Annotated in this window: 15 protein-coding genes and 3 pseudogenes; 10 read left to right on the forward strand and 8 right to left on the reverse strand. The window is 39.5% G+C overall.

Annotated features, from left to right (window positions below; genetic code table 11):
• Nucleotides 1-272: 272 nt before the first annotated feature.
• Nucleotides 273-853 (reverse strand): annotated as a pseudogene (locus tag P4S65_RS20530) (uracil-DNA glycosylase family protein).
• A 150-nt stretch (nucleotides 854-1,003) separates the two neighbouring features.
• Nucleotides 1,004-1,360: a VOC family protein gene (locus P4S65_RS20535; RefSeq protein ID WP_337121069.1), complete on the reverse strand. Its 357-nt coding sequence runs from the start codon at nucleotides 1,358-1,360 to the stop codon at nucleotides 1,004-1,006.
• Between the two features lie 346 nt (nucleotides 1,361-1,706).
• On the opposite strand from P4S65_RS20535, the gene P4S65_RS20540 reads away from it, so the two are divergent.
• Genes P4S65_RS20540 through P4S65_RS20550 form a run of 3 tightly spaced genes read left to right on the forward strand, consistent with a single transcriptional unit; the run spans nucleotide 1,707 to nucleotide 3,993 of the window.
• Nucleotides 1,707-2,063, forward strand: coding sequence for a hypothetical protein (locus tag P4S65_RS20540; protein ID WP_007376696.1), 357 nt, complete (start codon nucleotides 1,707-1,709; stop codon nucleotides 2,061-2,063).
• Complete coding sequence (locus tag P4S65_RS20545; RefSeq protein WP_337121070.1) at nucleotides 2,060-3,661, forward strand: PepSY-associated TM helix domain-containing protein; 1,602 nt, start codon at nucleotides 2,060-2,062, stop codon at nucleotides 3,659-3,661. Before P4S65_RS20540 ends, P4S65_RS20545 begins: the two co-directional genes overlap by 4 nt.
• A complete protein-coding gene (locus tag P4S65_RS20550; RefSeq protein WP_337121071.1) occupies nucleotides 3,658-3,993 on the forward strand; it encodes a DUF3325 domain-containing protein in 336 nt (111 codons plus the stop codon). Before P4S65_RS20545 ends, P4S65_RS20550 begins: the two co-directional genes overlap by 4 nt.
• A 474-nt stretch (nucleotides 3,994-4,467) precedes the next feature.
• Here P4S65_RS20550 and P4S65_RS20555 read toward each other — a convergent pair whose 3' ends face one another.
• On the reverse strand, nucleotides 4,468-4,989 hold the full coding sequence (locus P4S65_RS20555; protein ID WP_337121072.1) for a lipocalin family protein: 522 nt from the start codon (nucleotides 4,987-4,989) through the stop codon (nucleotides 4,468-4,470).
• A 130-nt stretch (nucleotides 4,990-5,119) separates the two neighbouring features.
• Here P4S65_RS20555 and P4S65_RS20560 point away from each other — a divergent pair, with 130 nt between their 5' ends.
• The 3 genes from P4S65_RS20560 to P4S65_RS20570 are packed head-to-tail and all read left to right on the forward strand — an operon-like array spanning nucleotide 5,120 to nucleotide 6,552.
• Nucleotides 5,120-5,575, forward strand: a complete 456-nt coding sequence (locus P4S65_RS20560; protein WP_002959175.1) for a YaiI/YqxD family protein — start codon at nucleotides 5,120-5,122, stop codon at nucleotides 5,573-5,575.
• Between the two features lies 1 nt (nucleotide 5,576).
• Nucleotides 5,577-6,140 carry a DUF6942 family protein gene (locus tag P4S65_RS20565; protein WP_337121073.1) on the forward strand — a complete coding sequence of 188 codons (564 nt, stop codon included), beginning with the start codon at nucleotides 5,577-5,579 and terminating at the stop codon, nucleotides 6,138-6,140.
• Nucleotides 6,141-6,159: 19 nt separating this feature from the next.
• Complete coding sequence (locus tag P4S65_RS20570; RefSeq protein ID WP_337121074.1) at nucleotides 6,160-6,552, forward strand: ACT domain-containing protein; 393 nt, start codon at nucleotides 6,160-6,162, stop codon at nucleotides 6,550-6,552.
• Between the two features lie 96 nt (nucleotides 6,553-6,648).
• Here P4S65_RS20570 and P4S65_RS20575 read toward each other — a convergent pair whose 3' ends face one another.
• The 5 genes and pseudogenes from P4S65_RS20575 to P4S65_RS20595 all read right to left on the reverse strand — a co-directional run bounded on the left by P4S65_RS20575 (nucleotide 6,649) and on the right by P4S65_RS20595 (nucleotide 13,178).
• Nucleotides 6,649-7,113 (reverse strand): hypothetical protein, encoded by a 465-nt coding sequence (locus P4S65_RS20575; protein ID WP_033028639.1) that lies wholly within the window; start codon nucleotides 7,111-7,113, stop codon nucleotides 6,649-6,651.
• A 167-nt stretch (nucleotides 7,114-7,280) separates the two neighbouring features.
• Nucleotides 7,281-7,940, reverse strand: a complete 660-nt coding sequence (locus P4S65_RS20580; RefSeq protein WP_033028640.1) for a class I SAM-dependent methyltransferase — start codon at nucleotides 7,938-7,940, stop codon at nucleotides 7,281-7,283.
• A gap of 28 nt (nucleotides 7,941-7,968) precedes the next feature.
• Nucleotides 7,969-11,619 carry an AAA family ATPase gene (locus P4S65_RS20585; RefSeq protein WP_337121075.1) on the reverse strand — a complete coding sequence of 1,217 codons (3,651 nt, stop codon included), beginning with the start codon at nucleotides 11,617-11,619 and terminating at the stop codon, nucleotides 7,969-7,971.
• Nucleotides 11,616-12,862 (reverse strand): annotated as a pseudogene (locus P4S65_RS20590) (exonuclease SbcCD subunit D C-terminal domain-containing protein). The gene P4S65_RS20585 and the pseudogene P4S65_RS20590 overlap by 4 nt, the downstream one beginning before the upstream one ends.
• A 79-nt stretch (nucleotides 12,863-12,941) precedes the next feature.
• A complete protein-coding gene (locus tag P4S65_RS20595) occupies nucleotides 12,942-13,178 on the reverse strand; it encodes a hypothetical protein (RefSeq protein ID WP_007376681.1) in 237 nt (78 codons plus the stop codon).
• A 1,093-nt stretch (nucleotides 13,179-14,271) separates the two neighbouring features.
• On the opposite strand from P4S65_RS20595, the gene P4S65_RS20600 reads away from it, so the two are divergent.
• The 4 genes and pseudogenes from P4S65_RS20600 to P4S65_RS20615 all read left to right on the forward strand — a co-directional run bounded on the left by P4S65_RS20600 (nucleotide 14,272) and on the right by P4S65_RS20615 (nucleotide 18,972).
• The gene (locus tag P4S65_RS20600; RefSeq protein WP_337121076.1) at nucleotides 14,272-16,719 is read left to right on the forward strand and encodes a M1 family metallopeptidase; all 2,448 of its coding nucleotides are present in this window, start codon (nucleotides 14,272-14,274) and stop codon (nucleotides 16,717-16,719) included.
• Nucleotides 16,719-17,213, forward strand: a complete 495-nt coding sequence (locus P4S65_RS20605) for a DUF6702 family protein (protein ID WP_337121077.1) — start codon at nucleotides 16,719-16,721, stop codon at nucleotides 17,211-17,213. The genes P4S65_RS20600 and P4S65_RS20605 overlap by 1 nt, the downstream gene beginning before the upstream one ends.
• A gap of 272 nt (nucleotides 17,214-17,485) precedes the next feature.
• A pseudogene (locus tag P4S65_RS20610) lies at nucleotides 17,486-18,102 on the forward strand (HAD family hydrolase).
• A gap of 144 nt (nucleotides 18,103-18,246) precedes the next feature.
• A complete protein-coding gene (locus P4S65_RS20615) occupies nucleotides 18,247-18,972 on the forward strand; it encodes a YebC/PmpR family DNA-binding transcriptional regulator (protein WP_337121078.1) in 726 nt (241 codons plus the stop codon).
• Nucleotides 18,973-19,046: the final 74 nt, after the last annotated feature.

A 19,046-nucleotide genomic window follows, 5' to 3' on the forward strand; every position in this document is an offset into this window, starting at 1 on the left:
TAGAGTGTTAATTTTTAAGTTAACTGTATACCAATTCGCTTAATTAAGTGATCTATTTTGAGAATGGAAAAACGTGTTGATAGCTAGGCAAAAAATTCGCTATTTAGTTGTTCTAGGCAATTGCTCCTGCATTGCTCTACCTTCTGCATCCATGCAGTCGTAAATGAGAATTTTTTAACACAGGTAGCGACACGTTTAGCCCCGCAAAATGATTAAGTATTATTGCGGATTGGTATAACGCCCCTTTACAATAAATCCTAATGCTAGAAGTGTTACTTATTCAAAATAGTCGCAATGCGTTTATCAAGCTCTGGAAGTACATCTTGTTCAAACCATGGATTTTTTTAAGCCATATATTATTGCGCGGACTGGGATGGGGAAGCACTAAATAGTTTGGCCAATACTCACGCCACGATTTTACTAACTCCGTGAGTGGCATTTTTTTAGTGTCCGGTAAGTGATATGCCTGTGCGTATTTACCAAGCACTATTGTCAGCTCAATATTTGGTAGGGCAGCCAATAATTGCTCGCGCCATGTAGGTGCGCATTCTTTTCTCGGTGGTAAATCACCCGACTTCCCCCTACCAGGATAACAAAAGCCCATAGGTAAAATGGCTATATTATTGGCATCGTAAAATTCATCTCTTGTTAGCCCAAGCCATTCTCGTAGGCGATTACCGCTTGCATCGTTAAATGGCACGCCTGTTTCGTGAACTTTTATTCCAGGTGCTTGGCCTGCAATTAAAATGCGTGCGTTTTGGTTAAATTGTATTACAGGACGAGCCCCTAAAGGTAAATGAGGTTCACAGATCACACATTTACTAACTTGGTCTATCAATTGGTGACTATTCATGTTTATTTGGCCTTAAATGCTTAGTTTTTATCCTAAATGGCCATTTAGAACAAATGAGTTGGTAAAATATCGGTTTATTTTAATTAAAACGGGCGTTAGTTGGTAAAATCGTGATCTTTAATTACTTCTGGGCTACAGGCCTTATAAAATCTATTGTCTGTCTGCCCATACAGCAAACTCATTGCCGCTTGGCTCTGCAAAGTGAAACCGACAACCACCCGGAAATTCAAAAATGGGCTTTAATATTGTGCCGCCATGCAGCTCTATTTTTTTATAGGTATCGTGGATATCATTACTATAAAAAACTAAGAGTGCAGCCCCGTTTTGAGTTAACGATTTAAGCGGTGCGTTAAAAAATCCACCATCAAGCCCTTGGCCGCTAAACGCCGTATATTCGGGGCCGTAGTCTGTAAATTGCCAATTAAATACATTGCTAAAAAAGGTTTTAGTAGCAGGTAAATCATAAGCAGGGAACTCGACATAATTTAGTTTTTCGTGATCGCTCATCGTTATTAAAGCTCTTATTAAAGTGTAATAAACAACCTTAAACCTTAGTTAGTTGCTAATCAAATATACTGATGTTATTTGAGATCACTATTTTACTAAGTAGCCTGAATTATTGGATAATAAATCTATCTCAAGCAGTTACTTTCAACGTTAACTGCGGTGAGTTTAAATATCATTATGGTTCAATATGTTAAAAAATTACTTTATCAGAGAGCAGGTGAGTAATAAATTTTTTGGTTGGACAAACTTAAATATCACGAATGATAATAACTATCTTTTGTATTTGTAGACTATATAATAATGCTTTATTTTTTCACCCGCTGTATTTATAAGAGATTAATTCATTATGCAGGCACACCCTCTGAGTGCGCAGCCCACTAAACTACGCGTTATTGAGTTGTTATCGCAATTTTTTAAACTATCACCTATTTTTAGCTATCGTTTTTCAGTGTTTTTACGCTTTTTAATTGCCATTGTTGGCGGCTATTCTTTTACGGCTGCGAGTACCGCTTTGCTGAGTTTTTTATTACCGCTGACCAAATCAGATGCGGTACTGCTGTGTGTATCATTAAGTATTCTAATTTATGCATTAGTTTTTATTTATGCGTTTTACATTAAATCATTAAAAACAGTTTGGATCAGTATTTTACTAACGACTAGTGCGCAAATTTGTTTATTAGCTGTATTGAAGGGTTGGCTATGAAAGACAGTTTTTTCCGCTCAATGACCTGGCTACATACTTGGGTAGGGTTACTCGTTTGTTGGTTATTATATTTAATATTTTTTGCAGGGACTCTTAGCTTTTTTAGAGACGAAATAACGTTGTGGAATCAACCAGCCATACATAATGTGCAAGCCCAAACACAGCGTATAGAAGCGCAAAAACAACAAATAATTACCGGATTTGATTACTTAGCTAACCATGGGGCTAACTCATCAAGCTGGCGTATTACATTACCTGAGCCGCGTATTCCTTATTTAATTTATGGTTATGCAAAGCCAAAAGAACCAGGTCAGCGCCGCAGTAAGTTTGAAAACACGCAGCTTAACCCTAATACCATGCAAGAGCTTGAGCCCTTTGTAGATACTAAAGGTGGTAACTTTTTTTATCGGTTGCACTATGATTTACATTACATGGATGCAATAACAGCACGCTGGATTGTATGCTTTGCTAGCTTTTTTATGCTGATTGCCATTATATCGGGCGTGGTTATTCATAAGCGTATTTTTAAAGATATGTTTAGCTTTAGGCGTAACAAAGGTAGCCGTACGTGGTTAGATGCCCATAACTTAAGCTCTGTGCTTGCCCTGCCTTTTCATTTAATGATTACCTACACTGGCATGATTACGCTCATATTTATGTTGTTTCCCTACCCTGCAAAAGTAACTTACGATAACGGCATACGTGGCTTTTTTAACGATGTAACCCCTCGCAACACCATGACCGATAAAGCCCAAGGCGAATTGCCAATGGTGCCAATACAACGTATTTTGGATCAGGTTTATACTAAGTGGCCTCATGCAGATATTACTCGCGTACAAGTTAACCAACCAAATATGGCAGCTTCAACAATTACCGTATTGATAAGTGCAGGTAAAACACTACGTGACCAAGCACCACGCTTAATATTTAGTGGTGCTACAGGGCAAATGGTCGCTAAAACTGATGACGAGCTAACTAGCAGCAAAGCGCTTTACGAATCGCTTAATTCTATGCATACAGGGCGTTTAGCTACGTGGTTGTTGCGCTGGTTATACGTATTAGGCGGTATTGCAGGCTGTGTAATGATTGGCTCTGGCTGTATTATGTGGGCTAAGCGAATTCGCGAGCGAACTAAAAATAACGTTAAACCTTCGTTTGGTTTAAAACTAGTTGAAGGGTTAAACCTAGCCACTATTATGGGACTTCCACTGGCAACGTGTGCATTTTTTATTGCTAACAGACTACTTAGCCCAACTACCGCAGAGCGCGCCGATAAAGAAATACTCGCGTTCTTTTTAACATGGCTAGCGGTTGCTCTTTTAGCACTTATAAAGCGCGACACACTGCAATGGCGAGTTATGGCAGCTATAAATGCTGTTGCATGTTTAAGCGTACCGGTTATTAATGCACTTACAACTAACGGTAATATAGTTAGCTATTTGATGCACAAACAGTGGGCTTTATTTACTTTTGATGCACTGTTTTTGTTATTTAGTATATTGTTTTTTATACAAACCGAAAAATTACGTACTGCTAAAAGCAACTCAAAAACAATCAGCCCTAGTCAATCTAATAACCTTAAAAGGCAAAAACCATGATTGATTTACTCGGTTTTAGCCTATGCCTGCTCAGTTTTAACTGTTTTGCGCTGGCTAAGTATAATCATTTTAAAGACGTATTTAAAAAACGCCCTACAGAATCCCAACGTAAAAAGCTGCTATTAGCTGCTTGGATCAGTATTTTACTAAGCTTGGTGCTTTGTATAGTAACTCAAGATGGATATGGAGCATTACTATTTTGCGGATTTATGAGCCTAAGTATCTTAATTATAATGGTTTTTTATAATTTTTTAGTAGACTACGTAAAGTGGTTTAGTGTTTTAAATAGCGTGTTAGTTGTACTAAGTGGGTTGTTTTTAGCATTAAACTAGCCTTAGTTAGTAAAAACGTGATCCGTTACTTTCCCATAGATTAGGGCGTGTTGATCTTTGGTGGGTGAATTTGCAGCAGACTGTTTGGTATTTAGGCAAGGCAGAGCCTATGTAGTGTGGTTATTCCCCATAAATAGGCGATAACACAGCATAAATACCAAACATGCGCTGCCCAAAGGGTTCTTTCTAGGGAGGATTAACTCTTTGTTGCTCGGTTTTTACTTAGCCCACTAGGTTACAAACCTCGCGCCGCGATTTAATCGCCCCTAGATTGAACAGATTTCAATCCACAAAGATCAACACGCCCTAGGCAAAAAAATGGCAAGCTATATAGCTTGCCAACAATAGGGGATATTCAGTGTTTCCAATACTTGCTGTCTCACGGCAAGTACACACAATATAACCATAATATATTTAAGTTACTTTACTGTTAGATGACTCTTTTATGACTACTGTAAAGGGGCTTTACATTGTTTATTGCTCAACCCAAATTATTTCATTGGTAGCAAAGCCCAACTCTTTAGCTTTAGTTAAAAAGTGTTCTTTAAGCTCTTTGCTAACCGTTGGTGTACGCGACAAAAACCACAAGTAATCTTTGTTGTAACTGGTTATAAATGCATATTGATAATCGGGTTGGTCAAGTTCAAAAATCACGTAAGCGCCATAAAATGGACCAAAAAACGAGACTTTAAAATGCCCTGTGTCTGTGCCCTCTACAAACTTGGCTAAGCCTTCGGCGTCATCCCATTTTTTATCATCCGTTAAATACCCTTTGTTAAGGACCTTTACTGTGCCGTCGTCGTTAATTGAATAAGTCGCGGTAACTTGCTCCATACCTTCTTCGAATGAGTGATTAAGACGCGCTATTTCAAACCACTTGCCTTTATATTTTTGTATATCAAAGTTTTTAACGGGTGTTATTCCCTCCGGAGGGCTGGTGCAGGCACTAAGAAAAAATAACCCTGTAATAAGTAAACCGTATTTAATAGCCTTCATGTAAGCTCCTTTTTTAATTACATAAATCGTACGTATTATCTAAATATAGATGGATATAAAGTTTGCTAGCCGATTAAAAAAATTTGCTATAGGATCATATTAATTCTAAAGCAATAAAAATGACCATAGCATGAAAATTTGGGTAGATGCAGACGCGTGTCCTGTTGTTATAAAAGAAATACTTTTTAGAGCTGCAGAGCGTATGAAAATCGAGACTATTTTAGTGGCCAATCACGCAATGCGTATTCCGCCGTCAAAATACATAAGCCGCGTTCAAGTATCGTCGGGATTTGATGTAGCCGACGACGAAATAGTAAAACGTGTTGAAAAAGGTGATTTAGTTATTACAGGCGATATTCCGCTAGCAAGTGAAGTAATTGATAACGGCGGGCAAGCGCTCAATCCACGTGGCGAGCTTTATACCACCGAGAATATCCGCTCAATACTTAACGTGCGCGACTTTATGGATACCATGCGCTCAAGTGGCGTAGAAATGAGTGGTGGGCCGCCGCCACTTAGCCAAACCGATCGCCAAAACTTTGCAAATAACCTCGACCGTATTTTAGCGCAAAACAAGGCTAACTAGTTTGAACACACAATTAGTTGGCTTAGGTGATACGCAATTTAGCGTGGCGGTATACGTAGAAAAAGCGCCGCCAATGCCGTTTTTTGAAACACTCGAATGCCTAGAACCGGTTATAAATGAGCAAATAAATACCATAAACCAGCACTGTGGTAATGGTTGGCGCAAAGTGTTTAACGTGTATGCAAAAGTGCTATTTTCCCTTCCAAGCGAGCATTACTCATTTGCCAAACAAGCCCCTACTTGGCAACAATATCGCGATGAGTATTTACTGCAAAAAAACAGTAAAACCGCCCTGCTATTTAGCGCGCCTAACACTTCTATTACGTGTGCAAATAAAGCTACTAGCAATAAAAACCAGCTACACATAATTGCTGGGCGTACGCACGCTAAAAACTTATTACAACAGGGTAAGTTGCATGCACAATTTGATTGGCTCGACGACGAGTTTGCAATAGACACAACTAACAACATCATTGTGTGCCCGTATTTTGATTACAGGCAACTAAGTAATATAAAAATAGCGAGATTAAGCGAGCTAGTCGCGCAGCTAAAAGGCACTAAATAACACATTGTAAGGAACGACCATGGCCGGAATTTTAGAGTTAAACGAATTATTAAAATCAATGCAGCCAGCGCTTAAGCAAGGCGAGTATATTTTTTGTTGCTTAGCAGGCTCACTTGCCGATTATGTTCATTTAGAGCCACTTGCTACTTATGTTGAAGAAGAAGGGCTAACCCTTATTTTAAAAGCTGAAACTGCCGATAAAGCAGGTATTACTTACGAGGGTAAATATAGTTTAATTACCCTTAACGTACATTCAAGCTTAGAGGCCGTTGGATTAACGGCTGCGGTATCTGCAAAGCTGACTGAGCATGGCATTAGCGCTAATGTGGTAGCTGCGTTTTATCACGACCATATTTTTGTACAAACAGATAAAGCACAAGCCGCAATGAAAGCACTTGAAGAGATTGGTTAGGGTTGCTGACACAGTAATGATCTGAGTAACGTGGATATTAGTGCGTCGGGTGGCGCTTCGCTTAACCGACCTACAACAATACAAAAGCTGATATTGCTATAGAGCAACATCAGCTTTTTTGTACACATTTGGACTATTTTCGCAGTATTGTTTATCTACTGGCTCAAGCTTAATTTTTTTACCGGCATTTACTACTACGCATTGAGTGTTTTGATCGAGTTTTTGTTTTTGAATTACGGTAAATTCACCTTCGCTGGTAGCGTATAGATTATACTGATATGCATCGTTGCCGCCTTCAAACAATGCGGTAAATAACCCTCCAACTAACCCGCCGATTATTGCCCCACCTATCATTTCTTCTGTATTGCCATCTAAGCTATCTACAAACCCAAAACCAGCTCCTGCGGCTATGCCTGTACCCACTTCTGATGAGAGTGTGACACGTTGCATAGATTCTACCGAGGCGTAATAGCGTTTAATTATTTGATTTTGACCGTTACGGTCAACACCTTGTGATGCGCAACCCGAGAGGAGTAAAACAGCAATTAACGATTTTTTCATGTTGATTCTCTATTTGCTTATGTTGATATAGAAATAGTAAATCTTAAAACATAAAAAATATGTATGTGCTTTGTATGCAGCTGTGAGAAGTTGTAAATGTATGTATAAAATAAAACACCGAGTAAGCATACTCGGTGTTTATGTGGCTATATTACTTAAATTTAAAACTATTTTATTACATATCCGCTAAAACCTAGGGCTTTAAAATACAGCTTCGGAATGCCAAATTTGCACTCGTTTAGCAGTTCGCTAAAGCGCATTCTATCAAGCGGGTAAAACTCATTTTCTAAGTCATGCCCTGTTTGTGTTTTACCTGTTTCGGTTAAACCCAATTGAGCGCACGTTGTAAGCTGGGCTTCGCGCTCAAATGAAGTTTCAGGGCGCATTAAATCTGCAATATAAAGGTTTGCGTCTTTTTTAAGGCTTCCTTTAATTGCTTTTAATAACTCTTTTTTATCGCCGTTATCTTCTAAAAAATGCATTACTAGTAAACATAAAACGGCATCGGCTTTAACCGATAACTTATCAACGGGGCCATTATGTACATCTACGCGGCTTGTTATGCCTTGCTCATCAAATTGCTGCTGTGCGATAGCAAGCATATCGGCTGATGTATCTTGCGCAGTAAATTGCCACGTAGGGTTTAGTCCAGCCAGTGCAAGTACTTCTTTGCCTGTGCCTGCCCCTACTACCAAAATATGTGCATTGTCGCCCAGCGTTGCTTGTAGTTGCGCATTAGTGAGCTGATGTAATAATTCATAACCAGGAACTAAACGGGTTATGCGGCTATCGTATTGTGTTGCTTGCTCGCCTGTAAACGTTGGCATTGTATCTCCTTGTTTTCAGTAATGTTGCTTATAAAACTTCAACTGTGGAATATCCACCTGGCTTTTTGGCTACATGCACTTGAGTGGCTACACGCTCGCTCATTTGTGTTACGTGCGATATAACGCCTACTTTTCTGCCTTGTGCTTGCAAAGAATCCAAAGCGTCCATTGCAATGCTTAGGGTTTCGCTGTCTAACGTACCAAACCCTTCGTCAATAAACAAAGAATTGATTTGTACTTTGTTAGATGAAAGCGATGCTAAACCAAGTGCAAGCGCTAGCGATACTAAAAATGACTCACCGCCCGAGAGCGTATTAACAGAGCGTTGCTCGTCGGCCATGTCGCGGTCAATAATCGCAATATCAAGCGTTTGCGCTATGGCGGTTAATTCGTAACGTTTGTTGAGTGTTTTTAAATGGCTGTTGGCATAGTGCAGTAATATTTTTAACGTTTGTGTTTGCGCTAAGTTACGCATGGTTTTACCCGTTGCATCGCCCAATACTTTATTAAGCAAGTGCCACTGCTCTACCTGTGTTTTAAGCGTAGTTAACTCAACTTGCTTACCTTCAAGCGCCTTTGCGTTTTGGTTGTGTTGCTCAATAGCGGTATTAGTTGCTAGTAATGAATTTTGCAGCTGCATTTGTTGCTTGTGTAAGCTGCTTAATTGCGTACTTAAAGCCTCTGCACTTTGCGTTGGTTTATCGCTACTGTTGTGTTTTTCAAGCGTAAGTTGCTGCTGTTTTAATGCGGCGTTTGCATCTGTTAACGCTTGAGTTAACTGCTCGTGCTGATTTAAATGCGCTTTAATAGTATCGCTACTTAGCGTTAGTAAAATTTTGACCTGTTCGTGCGTTGCATTGCTATATTGCGCTTTAAAGTCAGTAAACCACTGGTTATAACGTGCCTCAAGTGTTGCTAGTTCTTGGCTGTTTTCAAGTAAGCGTTGCTCCACATTTTTAAGCGTTATAGCGTGCTCATCTCGTTGTTTTATAGCGTCGTCATAGGCTTTTTGGCTCGCTTGAACCTGCGATTGTTTTTGCTCTTGCTCACTTGTGAGTTTTGCTTGGTAGTCGTCTGCGCTTATTTGCTCATTATTAAATAAAGCTAAGCGCTCACTTTGTACCGCGTTTAATAGCGCTTTAGCTTTTACAAACTCTTCATTAAGTACTTTTAACGATTGCTCGCTTTTGCTTACAAGCGGGGTAAGCTGCTTTATTTGCTCATTAGCTGTGTGTTGGCATTTTTGGCTTTGCTCAAGTTGCGTTTGAGTGTGCTGGTACTGCGTAACCTGCTCGTGCAGCTCGCTAAGTTCAAGTGTATTGGCTTGAAGTTGTTGCCAAAAATCACTGTTTTCAAATTGGCTATTGAGCGTTGCACCCAGCTCGTTAATTTGCGCACTTAGTTCGCTATGCTTACTCGTTATTTGGTTTTGCTGATGTGTAAGCTCAAGGTGTTTATTACTCAGTTGCTGCTGTACTTGCTGCTCTGCTTTAAGTGCTGCTTGTAGCTCATTTACTTTAGTTTGCAGTGTACGTTGGCGTTTTTGCTGCTCAAAGTATTGCGCTTTTTGCTGCGTTAATTGCTTATAAGTTACTTCAAGCTGTTCAGGCGTTAAGTCGTTAAGCTCTGTGCGTGCGCCTTGCATGGTATTTTTAATGTCGAGCTGTTTGGCTTTTGCTGTTTGTATTATTTGCTCAAGTTGTCCGTGTTCAGCAGTTAATACGGCATGTTGAGTTTGATGCTTATGCAGCTCGCTTTGTGCATGGTCAAATTGCTTTTTAGCTATATTAAAAGCATTTTCAAAATCAGTAATTAAGTTATTTAATTGCTGATTTTGATTTACCGCATACGGGTGCTCAGTTGCACCGCACACTAAACAAGGCTCATTAGGGCGAAGCTCAGTGCGTAAATGTTCTACGTTTTCGCTGGCTCTTAAGCGCGCTTGGTTAAGTGCGTACTCGCTACCTTTAAGTGCTTGCTCGCTGGTTATTAAATGCTGATTAAGTAAAGTATGGGCTTGCTGGCTTTCATTTAACTGCTGATTAAGTACGTGTTGGCGTTGAGTGCTTTGTTTTAGTTCTGCGTTAAATTGCCCGTAACGCTCGCGCTGCTCTTTTAAGTAATCAATACTTTTTAACTGCGCGTCGCAATGCTCTGCATTAAATTCATTAAGCTGAGTATTTAATGCCTGTAAAGTTGATTGCTCACCACTAAGTGCCACCTCGCACTGCTGCACTTTATTATTTTGCGCATTTAAAAGATCGTTCTGACCTGCAAGCTCGCTATTAAGAGTTTGGCTTTGCGCAGCGTTTGCGGTTAATTGCTGCTGTGCATTTAAGTAGGTATTGAAGCTTTGCTGATAGTAGCTCCAGTCTTTTGCTAAAACATGCAGCTGTGCATGCTCATTAAGCCATTGCTGGCCTTTAGTTGAGTCGGTATTAGCAAGTTCAAGCTCGTTATTGCTTTGTTTAAGCTGCTGTGTGAACTCATCTAATTGAGATTGCTCTTTGGTTATTTGCGACTCAGTACCTTTTACAGCTTGAGTTTGCAAGGCAATGTTGCTGTCGAGCTCTCGCGCTTTAGCTATAACGGGCGCTGCATTTTGTTTTTGCTCATTGGCGTTATTAAGTAGCTCTATGTGTTTAGTAAGCGCGGTATTACGCTCGTTAATTACTGCTAAATGATCAACACTTTTAAGTGATGTTATTTGCTGATCCAACGCCGTATTTTGATCGGTTAATTGAGTAAAACGGCTGCGGTTATCTTTTATTTCAAGCGCCTGCTTGGCTTGTTTTGCCTGCTCGCTTTGAACAACGATACTTTCAAGCGCTGAGCTTGCTTGTTGCTGAGTTTGCTGTGCTTGCAATAAATTTTGCTCAAGCACTGTAGCTTGCTGATACCAGTTAAGTGCTTTTTCGGTTTTGGTCAGCTCTTTTTTAGTGTGTTCGGTTTGCGCTTTTAAATCGGTTAACTTGGTTTGTTGTAACTCGAGTTCTTCTGGTGTTAATAAGGTATAGCTTTCAAGGCCTGCTTTGAGCGCTTCAAGCTTTGCCACTTGCTCTTTATGGCGCTCAAAAATACGCACGCCAATACGGCTAAATTTATCGGTACCTGTTAAGCACTCTAAAAGTTGCGCTCGCTCATCGCCAGTGGCTTTTAAAAACGCAGAAAACTCATGTTGTGCTAAAAGTACGGCACGGGAGAACTGCTCAAAGTTAAGCCCTATTTTGCTCTCAACTTCTTTTATTGTGTGGCTTTTGTCAGCTATTAAGGTTTGCTCTGGCAGGGTTACTAAGGTGTGCTCTGCTACTTTAAGTTTGCCTGTTACTTTTTTATGGGTGCGTGAAATTGTATAACGCGCACGGTAAAGCTGTTTATCTTGTCCTAAAAAGTCGACCTCGGCGTAGCCTTCCCATGTACCTCTGCGTAGCAAGTTTCGCGCATCATTGAGTTTAATGCTGTCGCCGTTAAACTCAATTAAGTTACCTTTATCACCGCGCAGCCTCGCTGTTTTTGTATAAAGGGCTAAACAAATGGCATCTAAAAAGGTACTTTTACCAGCGCCAGTATCGCCTGTTATCGCAAACAATCCTGCATCTTTTAATGGGGCTTTAGTAAAATCTATTTCAGCGTCAACTATTGAGGCTAAATTATGAATACGAACTGCGGTTATTTTCATAGTTGTTCTTGCTCCGTAAGCTCGTTTATCACATCACTTAAAAGTGCTTTTAGCTCATCGGGTACGCTTTGCCCTGCCATGTCTTTATCGTTTGCGAATGCTTGCTCTAATAAATTTAGTGGGTTGAGCATTTCAACTTCGCTTAAATCTTCAAATACGGTGTTGTCGTCATTTTGCGCTGATTGCTCACGTACACGTTCAATACCACAAAATTTAATATGCTTGCCTTCAAGTGCTTGTTCTATTTGTTCTCTGAAGGTGGTGTCGGTATCGCTTGATTTAAGCTTTACACGTAAATAAGGCGCTATTATATTTTGTGCGGTGTCGAGCGCTTTAATTTGCTCGCATAGTTCGCTTAATGGTACACACTCCCCTTTTGGTAAAATAATTACATCGGCAGAGCGCGGAATGTAAAGGGGTTTACAGTTGTACTAATATGTTGTTTTTCATCAGTAATAAACTCAACAACATTTACTTGGTGCGTGTAGTTACGTTCTGAAAACGACATAGGGATAGGTGTGCCGCTGTAGCGAATAACATTACTTTTAGCGACTTGTTGCGCTTTGTGTAAATGCCCAAGGGCAACGTAGTTGGCTTGTTTACCAAATACATTAGCAGAAATAGACTCTTCACCACCTATTACTAAGTTACGCTCAGAATCACTTGAGATATCCCCGCCTTTTGCGTGTAAATGCCCCATAACTATTAATGGTGAGTTTTGCTCGTTTATATTAGTAGCTTGTTCTAGTGCAAGCTCGTAAGCTTTTGAAACGCCTTGAGCATAACTAGAGCCGCTTCCAGTTTGGCTAAGCAAACTTACATCGCTTGCACGTAAAAATGGCATAGCGACGATTACAGCGCGTTTACCATTAGTATTTATGGGAATAACAGTTTCATCGGGTGTTGCGACATCAAAGCGCCCTACTACGTGAGTATCAAACTGTGCTAGTAATGGCTGAGCTGCCAAAATACGATTTGCAGAGTCGTGGTTACCCGCAATAATTACTACGTGTAATTGTGGGCATGCCTTTTTGGCGTCTTTAATAAATTGGTAAAGCTGATTTTCGGCGCTAGCGCTTGGAGTCGCGGTATGATAAATATCGCCAGCAACTAAAAGTAAGTCTATTTGTTGTTCAACAAGAGTGGCTAATAACCATGTAAAAAAGGCTTGGTGTTCAACACGGCGGTCGTGTTCATAAAATTGTTGGCCAAGGTGCCAATCTGAGGTGTGGAGGACTTTCATGTCGCGCTCTTAAAAAACCAGTAAGAGCGCCAATATACCCAAGGTAATTAAAGATGCAAGCCTAAGGACCATTTTAAGGTTAGGTTAAACTATACCAGCCTACAAAAATAATCGGTAATGCTAGCAATGCCATAATTAGTGGGTACTTTAGTGTTTTAGTTTGCTTAGTTTGTAGCACTTTTAAAGCATTAACTTCGTTACATGCTGCTACTTTATCAATGTAAAAATAACCAGAATCGAGATACTGTTTACAGTTGTTCTCATTTGCCGGGATAGCAATTAGTTCTTGTTGTTTTTTTAGGATATAAAAATCCATGAGTCCACCGCATTTATTGCTACTAATCTATATTTATTTGAGGATAAATGTGACGAATTTATTTGCCTCAAATAAAAGGGTGGGCGATTTTAAATACAAACAGCATTAAAGATCAATAAAAATATTAACTATTTTTAATTTATCGTATAAATAGCCAATATTATTGAGGTTGCAGCAATATTTACGCCAATAATAATGCGTTTCTTATTACTTTTTTGTATGGATGGGAACCTTTTTAGCGCATCTTGTTTATCGCATGCACATATCACATTTACAAATTTGTAGTTATACCAATTGCATTAAATTAGTGATCTATTATAGCGATAAGAAAATAGCTCAATAACAAGGCTGAAATTATGATACATAGTTGTTCTATATGAATGATTTTTAACGTAGTTAGTGAGTTATTTAATACGTTAGGGCCTGTTGACCTTTCAGGATTAAAATTTGTTCAATCTAGGGGGGATTTAATCGCGGCGCGAGGTTTGTAACCTAGTGAGCTAAGTAAAAAACCGAGCAACAAAGAGTAAATTGCCCCTACAAAGAACCCAAAGGGCAGCGCATGTTTGGCATTTATGCTGCGTTATCGCCTATTTATGTGGAATAACCACACTACACAGGCTCTGCCTTGCCTAAACACCAAACAGTCTGCTGCAAATTCAACCTCGAAAGATAAACAGACCCTAGAGTGATCATGTTTTAATAAAATTGGTATTATAAGCTTGGTAACTTTCAAGGATTAACTTCTGTGCAGGAATTGCTTCGAGTTGCTGCTCTTTTTTTATAATATAAAACTTCATAGCAATCTCCACTTTTCAAGTTAGACGTTTTCACTTTAGCTATTAGCGATGAATTGGGTCTGAACCTCATAGATTCAAGTGCTTGTCCCTATTTTGTTTGCGCGGTGTTGGTGTTTTGTAAACCCCCTTTACAGTTTTAATCTTGCTTATATTGGTTATGGTTGCACTTATATAAAAGTGCTGTAAATTTTTGGTGAATATCACCTTATAAAAGCGACACTTTATCGCTAATTTATTGAAGCTAAGCTGTTATTTTGTCAAAGTACCCTTACTAAAATTTATCAGGACTAACAATGAAAAAAATAGGTCTTACGCTGAGCGCTTTTGTATTGCCACTGGCAATGTCGAGTGTTGTTATGGCGTCCTCAGTTGAGCAAACAAAAGGTTCTTACGTTGATAAGTTTCGTCAATTAGACGAAGCGCTTCCTACACCCAATGTATATCGTAGTGCTGCAGGTGAACCAGGTGAAAAATACTGGCAGCAACGTGTTAACTACGATATTGATGTAAAGCTAGATGAAAAAAAGCACCGTATTACTGGTAGCCAAAGTATTGAATACAAAAATAACTCACCACATACGCTTAAATATTTATGGTTACAGCTAGATCAAAATATTTTTAAAAGTGACTCTATTGCCGAAACAACTAAAACGTTTAAAAGTACGTTAAAAAGCCTACCAGCACAAAAGCCTGCTAAATTAAGTTTAGGTGAGCTACGTCGTCAGCAATTTATGAGCGACAACGAACTTGGTTATACAATTAGTGGCGTAAAAGATGACGATGGTAAAGAACTGCGCGTAACTGTAGTTGATACCTTAATGCGTATTGATTTAAATGAGCCATTAAAACCAGGTAAAGAAGTCGAATTTAGTATGAACTTTGCCTTCAATATTGTTGAAGAAGATGCTGTGGGTGCGCGCTCTGGTTATGAGCATTTTGAAGAAGATGGCAACGACATATTCTTAATTGCTCAGTGGTTCCCTCGTTTAGCGGCTTATACCGATTACGAAGCATGGACAAACAAGCCATTTTTAGGTTCTGGTGAATTTACACTTGAGTTTGGTGATTACGATGTTGAGATTACCGTTCCTGCGGATCACATTGTATCGGCAACAGGTAAGCTTGATAACGCGAGCAAAGTACTAACAAGTACGCAGCGCAAACGTTTAAAGCAAGCTGAAACATCTAAGCGTCCTGTATTTATTGTTAACGCAGAAGAAGCGCTAGAAAACGAAAAAGAAGGCACAGACAAAACTAAAACGTGGCACTTTAAAGCACAGAATGTTCGTGACTTTGCTTGGGCGTCGTCTCGTAAGTTTATGTGGGATGCAAAAGGTTATCAGCAAGGTGGTGACGTTCAGCCTTTAGTTATGGCAATGTCGTTCTTCCCTAAAGAAGGTGGTGACTTATGGGAGAAGTACTCAACTGAAGCGGTAGTACACACAATGGAAGTGTACTCTAAGTATTCTTTTGATTACCCGTACCCAACTGCACAGTCGGTTAATGGCCCCGTTGGTGGTATGGAATACCCAATGATCACCTTTAACGGCCCACGTACTAAGTTACAAGATGATGGTACTCGTACTTATTCTCAAGCTGAAAAGCGCTTTTTACTTGGCGTAGTTATTCATGAAGTTGGCCATATTTACTTTCCGATGATTGTAAATTCGGATGAGCGCCAATGGACGTGGATGGATGAAGGCTTAAACAGCTTTTTAGATGGTGTTGCTGGTCGTGAATGGGATCCTACTATTCCTTGGGGTGTTGAGCCTCGCGATATAGTGAGCTACATGAAGTCTGAAAATCAAGTGCCAATTATGACTCAGTCAGACAGCGTATTACGCTTAGGCCCGAATGCTTATACTAAGCCTGCCGCAGCACTTAATATTTTACGTGAAGTGATTTTAGGCCGCGACTTATTCGACTTTGCATTTAAAGAGTATGCTCAGCGCTGGAAATACAAGCGCCCTACCCCAGCTGATTTTTTCCGTACAATGGAAGAAGCCTCTGGTGTTGATTTAGATTGGTTTTGGCGTGGCTGGTTTTACACCACAGACCATGTTGATATCTCTTTAGATAAAGTATATCAACTACGTTTAGACACTAAAAACCCTGATATTGATTACAGCCGTTTACGCGATATTGAAGCAGATAAGCCTACGTCATTATTTGTTGAGCGTAACCGCGCAGAAGGTAAAAAAACATGGGTTGAGCAAAACCCTGATGTTACCGATTTTTATGACGAAAACGACCGCTTTACTGTAACCAATAAAGAACGCAACTCGTACAACAAGTTTTTAAAAGGCTTAGAGCCGTGGGAGCGTAAAACGCTTGAACGCGCTTTAGAAGAAGATAAAAACTATTATGTAATGGAATTTTCAAACTTAGGTGGTTTGGTAATGCCTATCTTACTTGAGCTAACATATGAAGATGGCACAACTGAAGAGCGTTATATTCCTGCTGAAATTTGGCGTCGTAATTATAAAAACGTTCAAAAGCTAATTGTTACCGATAAAAACAAGCCGCTTGTATCAGTGACTGTCGATCCAGGTTGGGAAACAGCTGATGTAGATGTTGAAAACAACAATTACCCTCGCCGTATTATTCCTTCACGTATTGAAGTGTTTAAAAAGGAAAAGAGTAAAGCTAAAGTGAGTCGCGATATCATGCAAGATATTAAAACTGAGCTTAAAAGCGATGAGAAAAAAGACGAAAAGGATGACGGTGAGGAGCAGCAATAATGCGCTTTTTGCTTATTATTGTTTGCCTTTTAGTTGCTGCGCCAAGTATAGCGCATCAACTAAAATCGTCAGTTACAACGGTGCTTTTTAACAAACGAACGCATAATGTTGAGTTAATGCATCGGTTTTATTTACACGATACCGAACATGCCGTAGGAACATTATTTGAAGGCAAAATCGATATTATTAGTAATAAAGCCGATCAACAACGTTTTGCTAAGTATGTTGAATCGCACGTTGCGCTACAAACACTAAGTGGTGAATCTCTACCGCTTAGCTTTGTAGGTGCACAAGTTGATGGAAAGTTTTTTTGGGTTTACCAAGAAGCACCTATACCAAAAGGGATTGAAGGGATTAAAATGAGTAATGGTGCACTGCGTGATTTATGGCCAACTCAGGTGAATATGGTTAATGTTGAGGGGAAAGGTAGGATTAAAACCTTAAACTTTGCCCAAGATGATACGTGGCTTGAAGCCCGCTTCGAGCAAAATTAGCTAATATTTCTTTTTACGCGCACTGTAGTTAATGTGCGCGTATTTCCCTCTATTATTTTAGATACCCTCATAATTGATCTTTACTGTGTAAAGTTACGTAAAATTTGTGAAGTTATATTGTATATTTACTTTATTTTGCGCAATCTATTAGCAGATTTATTATCCAGAGTTCAGGTTACTTAGCATCATTTATCCAAAATATTGAGTATAAGCAGTAGATCATTTATGTTTAAAGTACGTTTAACTAATTATTACCACATCCAAGGAATGATATGATGACTCAGGTAGAGGCTATTAACGGTGTTATTTTTGATTTAGACGGTACGTTAGTATCATCCGAGTTAGATTTTTCACTTATAAAAGCACAAATAGGCTGCCCTTGTGAGCAAGACCTGCTCGACTTTATAGCGCAACTCCCTTCGGCTTATATGCGCGAGGAAGCCATGAACATTGTGCATCAGCACGAGTTACTCGATGCCCAGCACGCGACTATATTGCCCGGCGTCAGTGAAGCTATTGCACAATTAGACGCAAAAAAATTCCGATGGCCATAGTAACGCGTAATTTTGACAAGGCTGCTGCAATTAAATTACAAAATAATCCACTGCCAATCAGCACGGTTTTAACCAGAAGTGATGCACCAGCAAAGCCCGATCCAAGTGCATTGAATGCCATTGCAACACTTTGGGATATTAGCCCTGCAAATATACTCTATGTAGGCGATTACTTGTATGACATACAAGCCGCGCATAACGCTAATATGCGTGCATGTTTATATGCTCCAGATGTAACACCTGCTTATGCCGACCAAGCCGATTACATATTGCATCATTTTTATGAGTTGGTAGGGCTAGTAGAAAGTTATTCCAAAAAATTAGCGTTATGTTAAATAGCGCATTGTTTTTTTATTCTTAAGTTTAGTCTTTAGTTATACAAATTTTATTAATTGATTTTTGCCCATTGTGGAGCTAGCCCAATACGTTTCGAATTGGTAAAATACCGCAAAACGTAACGTATTCATTAGAGGCACAAAATGGGCAGAGCATTTGTAGTTCGTCAAAGTTCTATGATCAAAACGGCTAATGCTAAAACGAAAATAAACTCAAGGTATGGTAAAGAGATTTACGTTGCAGCAAAAAGTGGTGAACCCGATCCCGAAGTAAATCAAACATTACGCCGCCTAATCGAAAAAGCTAAAAAAGACCAAGTTCCCGCACACGTTATTGAAAAAGCAATTGAGAAAGCAGCCGGTGGAGCAGGGGAAGACTATTCAGTTGCCCGTTACGAAGGCTATGGCCCTGGTAATTGCATGGTTATTGTTGACTGTTTGACCGATAATCCGAACCGTACTATCAAAGATGTACGTTTGCCATTTACTAAAACAGACTCAAAAATTGGTACTCCTGGCTGTGTAGCGCATATGTTTGATCATTATGCGGTACTTGGCTTTGCAGGGGATGACGACGAAGTAGTACTCGACGCGTTAATGATGGCTGATGTTGATGTAACCGACGTTGAAGCCGAGGACGGTAAAATATCGGTATTTGCACCGCCAACAGAATACTTTAAAGCTAAAACAGCCCTTGAAAGCGCATTTGAAGGCATTAACTTTGAAGTAGATGAAATTACGTTTATTCCTCAAGTTAATATTGAAATTGAAGACGAAGAAGTTATCGCTAACTTCGATAAGTTTATAAATATGCTTGAAGATTGTGACGATGTACAAAATATTTATCACAATGCCATTGTAAAAAATTAAACGTAAACGGTTAAAAGCTTTAAAAAGCGTGTTTTGTGTATGCAAAACACGCTTTTTTACGTTTGAATAAATGT

Source organism: Pseudoalteromonas sp. B131b (genome assembly GCF_037162545.1).
In the GTDB taxonomy this organism is placed as follows: domain Bacteria; phylum Pseudomonadota; class Gammaproteobacteria; order Enterobacterales; family Alteromonadaceae; genus Pseudoalteromonas; species Pseudoalteromonas fuliginea.

What these genes read in the sequence shown, in the direction of transcription:
- P4S65_RS20540 (WP_007376696.1), top strand. Translation starts at nt 1,707, where the DNA reads ATGCAGGCACACCCTCTGAGTGCGCAGCCCACTAAACTACGCGTTATT.
- P4S65_RS20550 (WP_337121071.1), top strand. Translation starts at nt 3,658, where the DNA reads ATGATTGATTTACTCGGTTTTAGCCTATGCCTGCTCAGTTTTAACTGT.
- P4S65_RS20585 (WP_337121075.1), bottom strand. Translation starts at nt 11,619, where the DNA reads ATGAAAATAACCGCAGTTCGTATTCATAATTTAGCCTCAATAGTTGAC.
- P4S65_RS20600 (WP_337121076.1), top strand. Translation starts at nt 14,272, where the DNA reads ATGAAAAAAATAGGTCTTACGCTGAGCGCTTTTGTATTGCCACTGGCA.
- P4S65_RS20605 (WP_337121077.1), top strand. Translation starts at nt 16,719, where the DNA reads ATGCGCTTTTTGCTTATTATTGTTTGCCTTTTAGTTGCTGCGCCAAGT.
- P4S65_RS20560 (WP_002959175.1), top strand. Translation starts at nt 5,120, where the DNA reads ATGAAAATTTGGGTAGATGCAGACGCGTGTCCTGTTGTTATAAAAGAA.
- P4S65_RS20555 (WP_337121072.1), bottom strand. Translation starts at nt 4,989, where the DNA reads ATGAAGGCTATTAAATACGGTTTACTTATTACAGGGTTATTTTTTCTT.
- P4S65_RS20615 (WP_337121078.1), top strand. Translation starts at nt 18,247, where the DNA reads ATGGGCAGAGCATTTGTAGTTCGTCAAAGTTCTATGATCAAAACGGCT.
- P4S65_RS20545 (WP_337121070.1), top strand. Translation starts at nt 2,060, where the DNA reads ATGAAAGACAGTTTTTTCCGCTCAATGACCTGGCTACATACTTGGGTA.
- P4S65_RS20580 (WP_033028640.1), bottom strand. Translation starts at nt 7,940, where the DNA reads ATGCCAACGTTTACAGGCGAGCAAGCAACACAATACGATAGCCGCATA.
- P4S65_RS20535 (WP_337121069.1), bottom strand. Translation starts at nt 1,360, where the DNA reads ATGAGCGATCACGAAAAACTAAATTATGTCGAGTTCCCTGCTTATGAT.
- P4S65_RS20570 (WP_337121074.1), top strand. Translation starts at nt 6,160, where the DNA reads ATGGCCGGAATTTTAGAGTTAAACGAATTATTAAAATCAATGCAGCCA.
- P4S65_RS20575 (WP_033028639.1), bottom strand. Translation starts at nt 7,113, where the DNA reads ATGAAAAAATCGTTAATTGCTGTTTTACTCCTCTCGGGTTGCGCATCA.
- P4S65_RS20595 (WP_007376681.1), bottom strand. Translation starts at nt 13,178, where the DNA reads ATGGATTTTTATATCCTAAAAAAACAACAAGAACTAATTGCTATCCCG.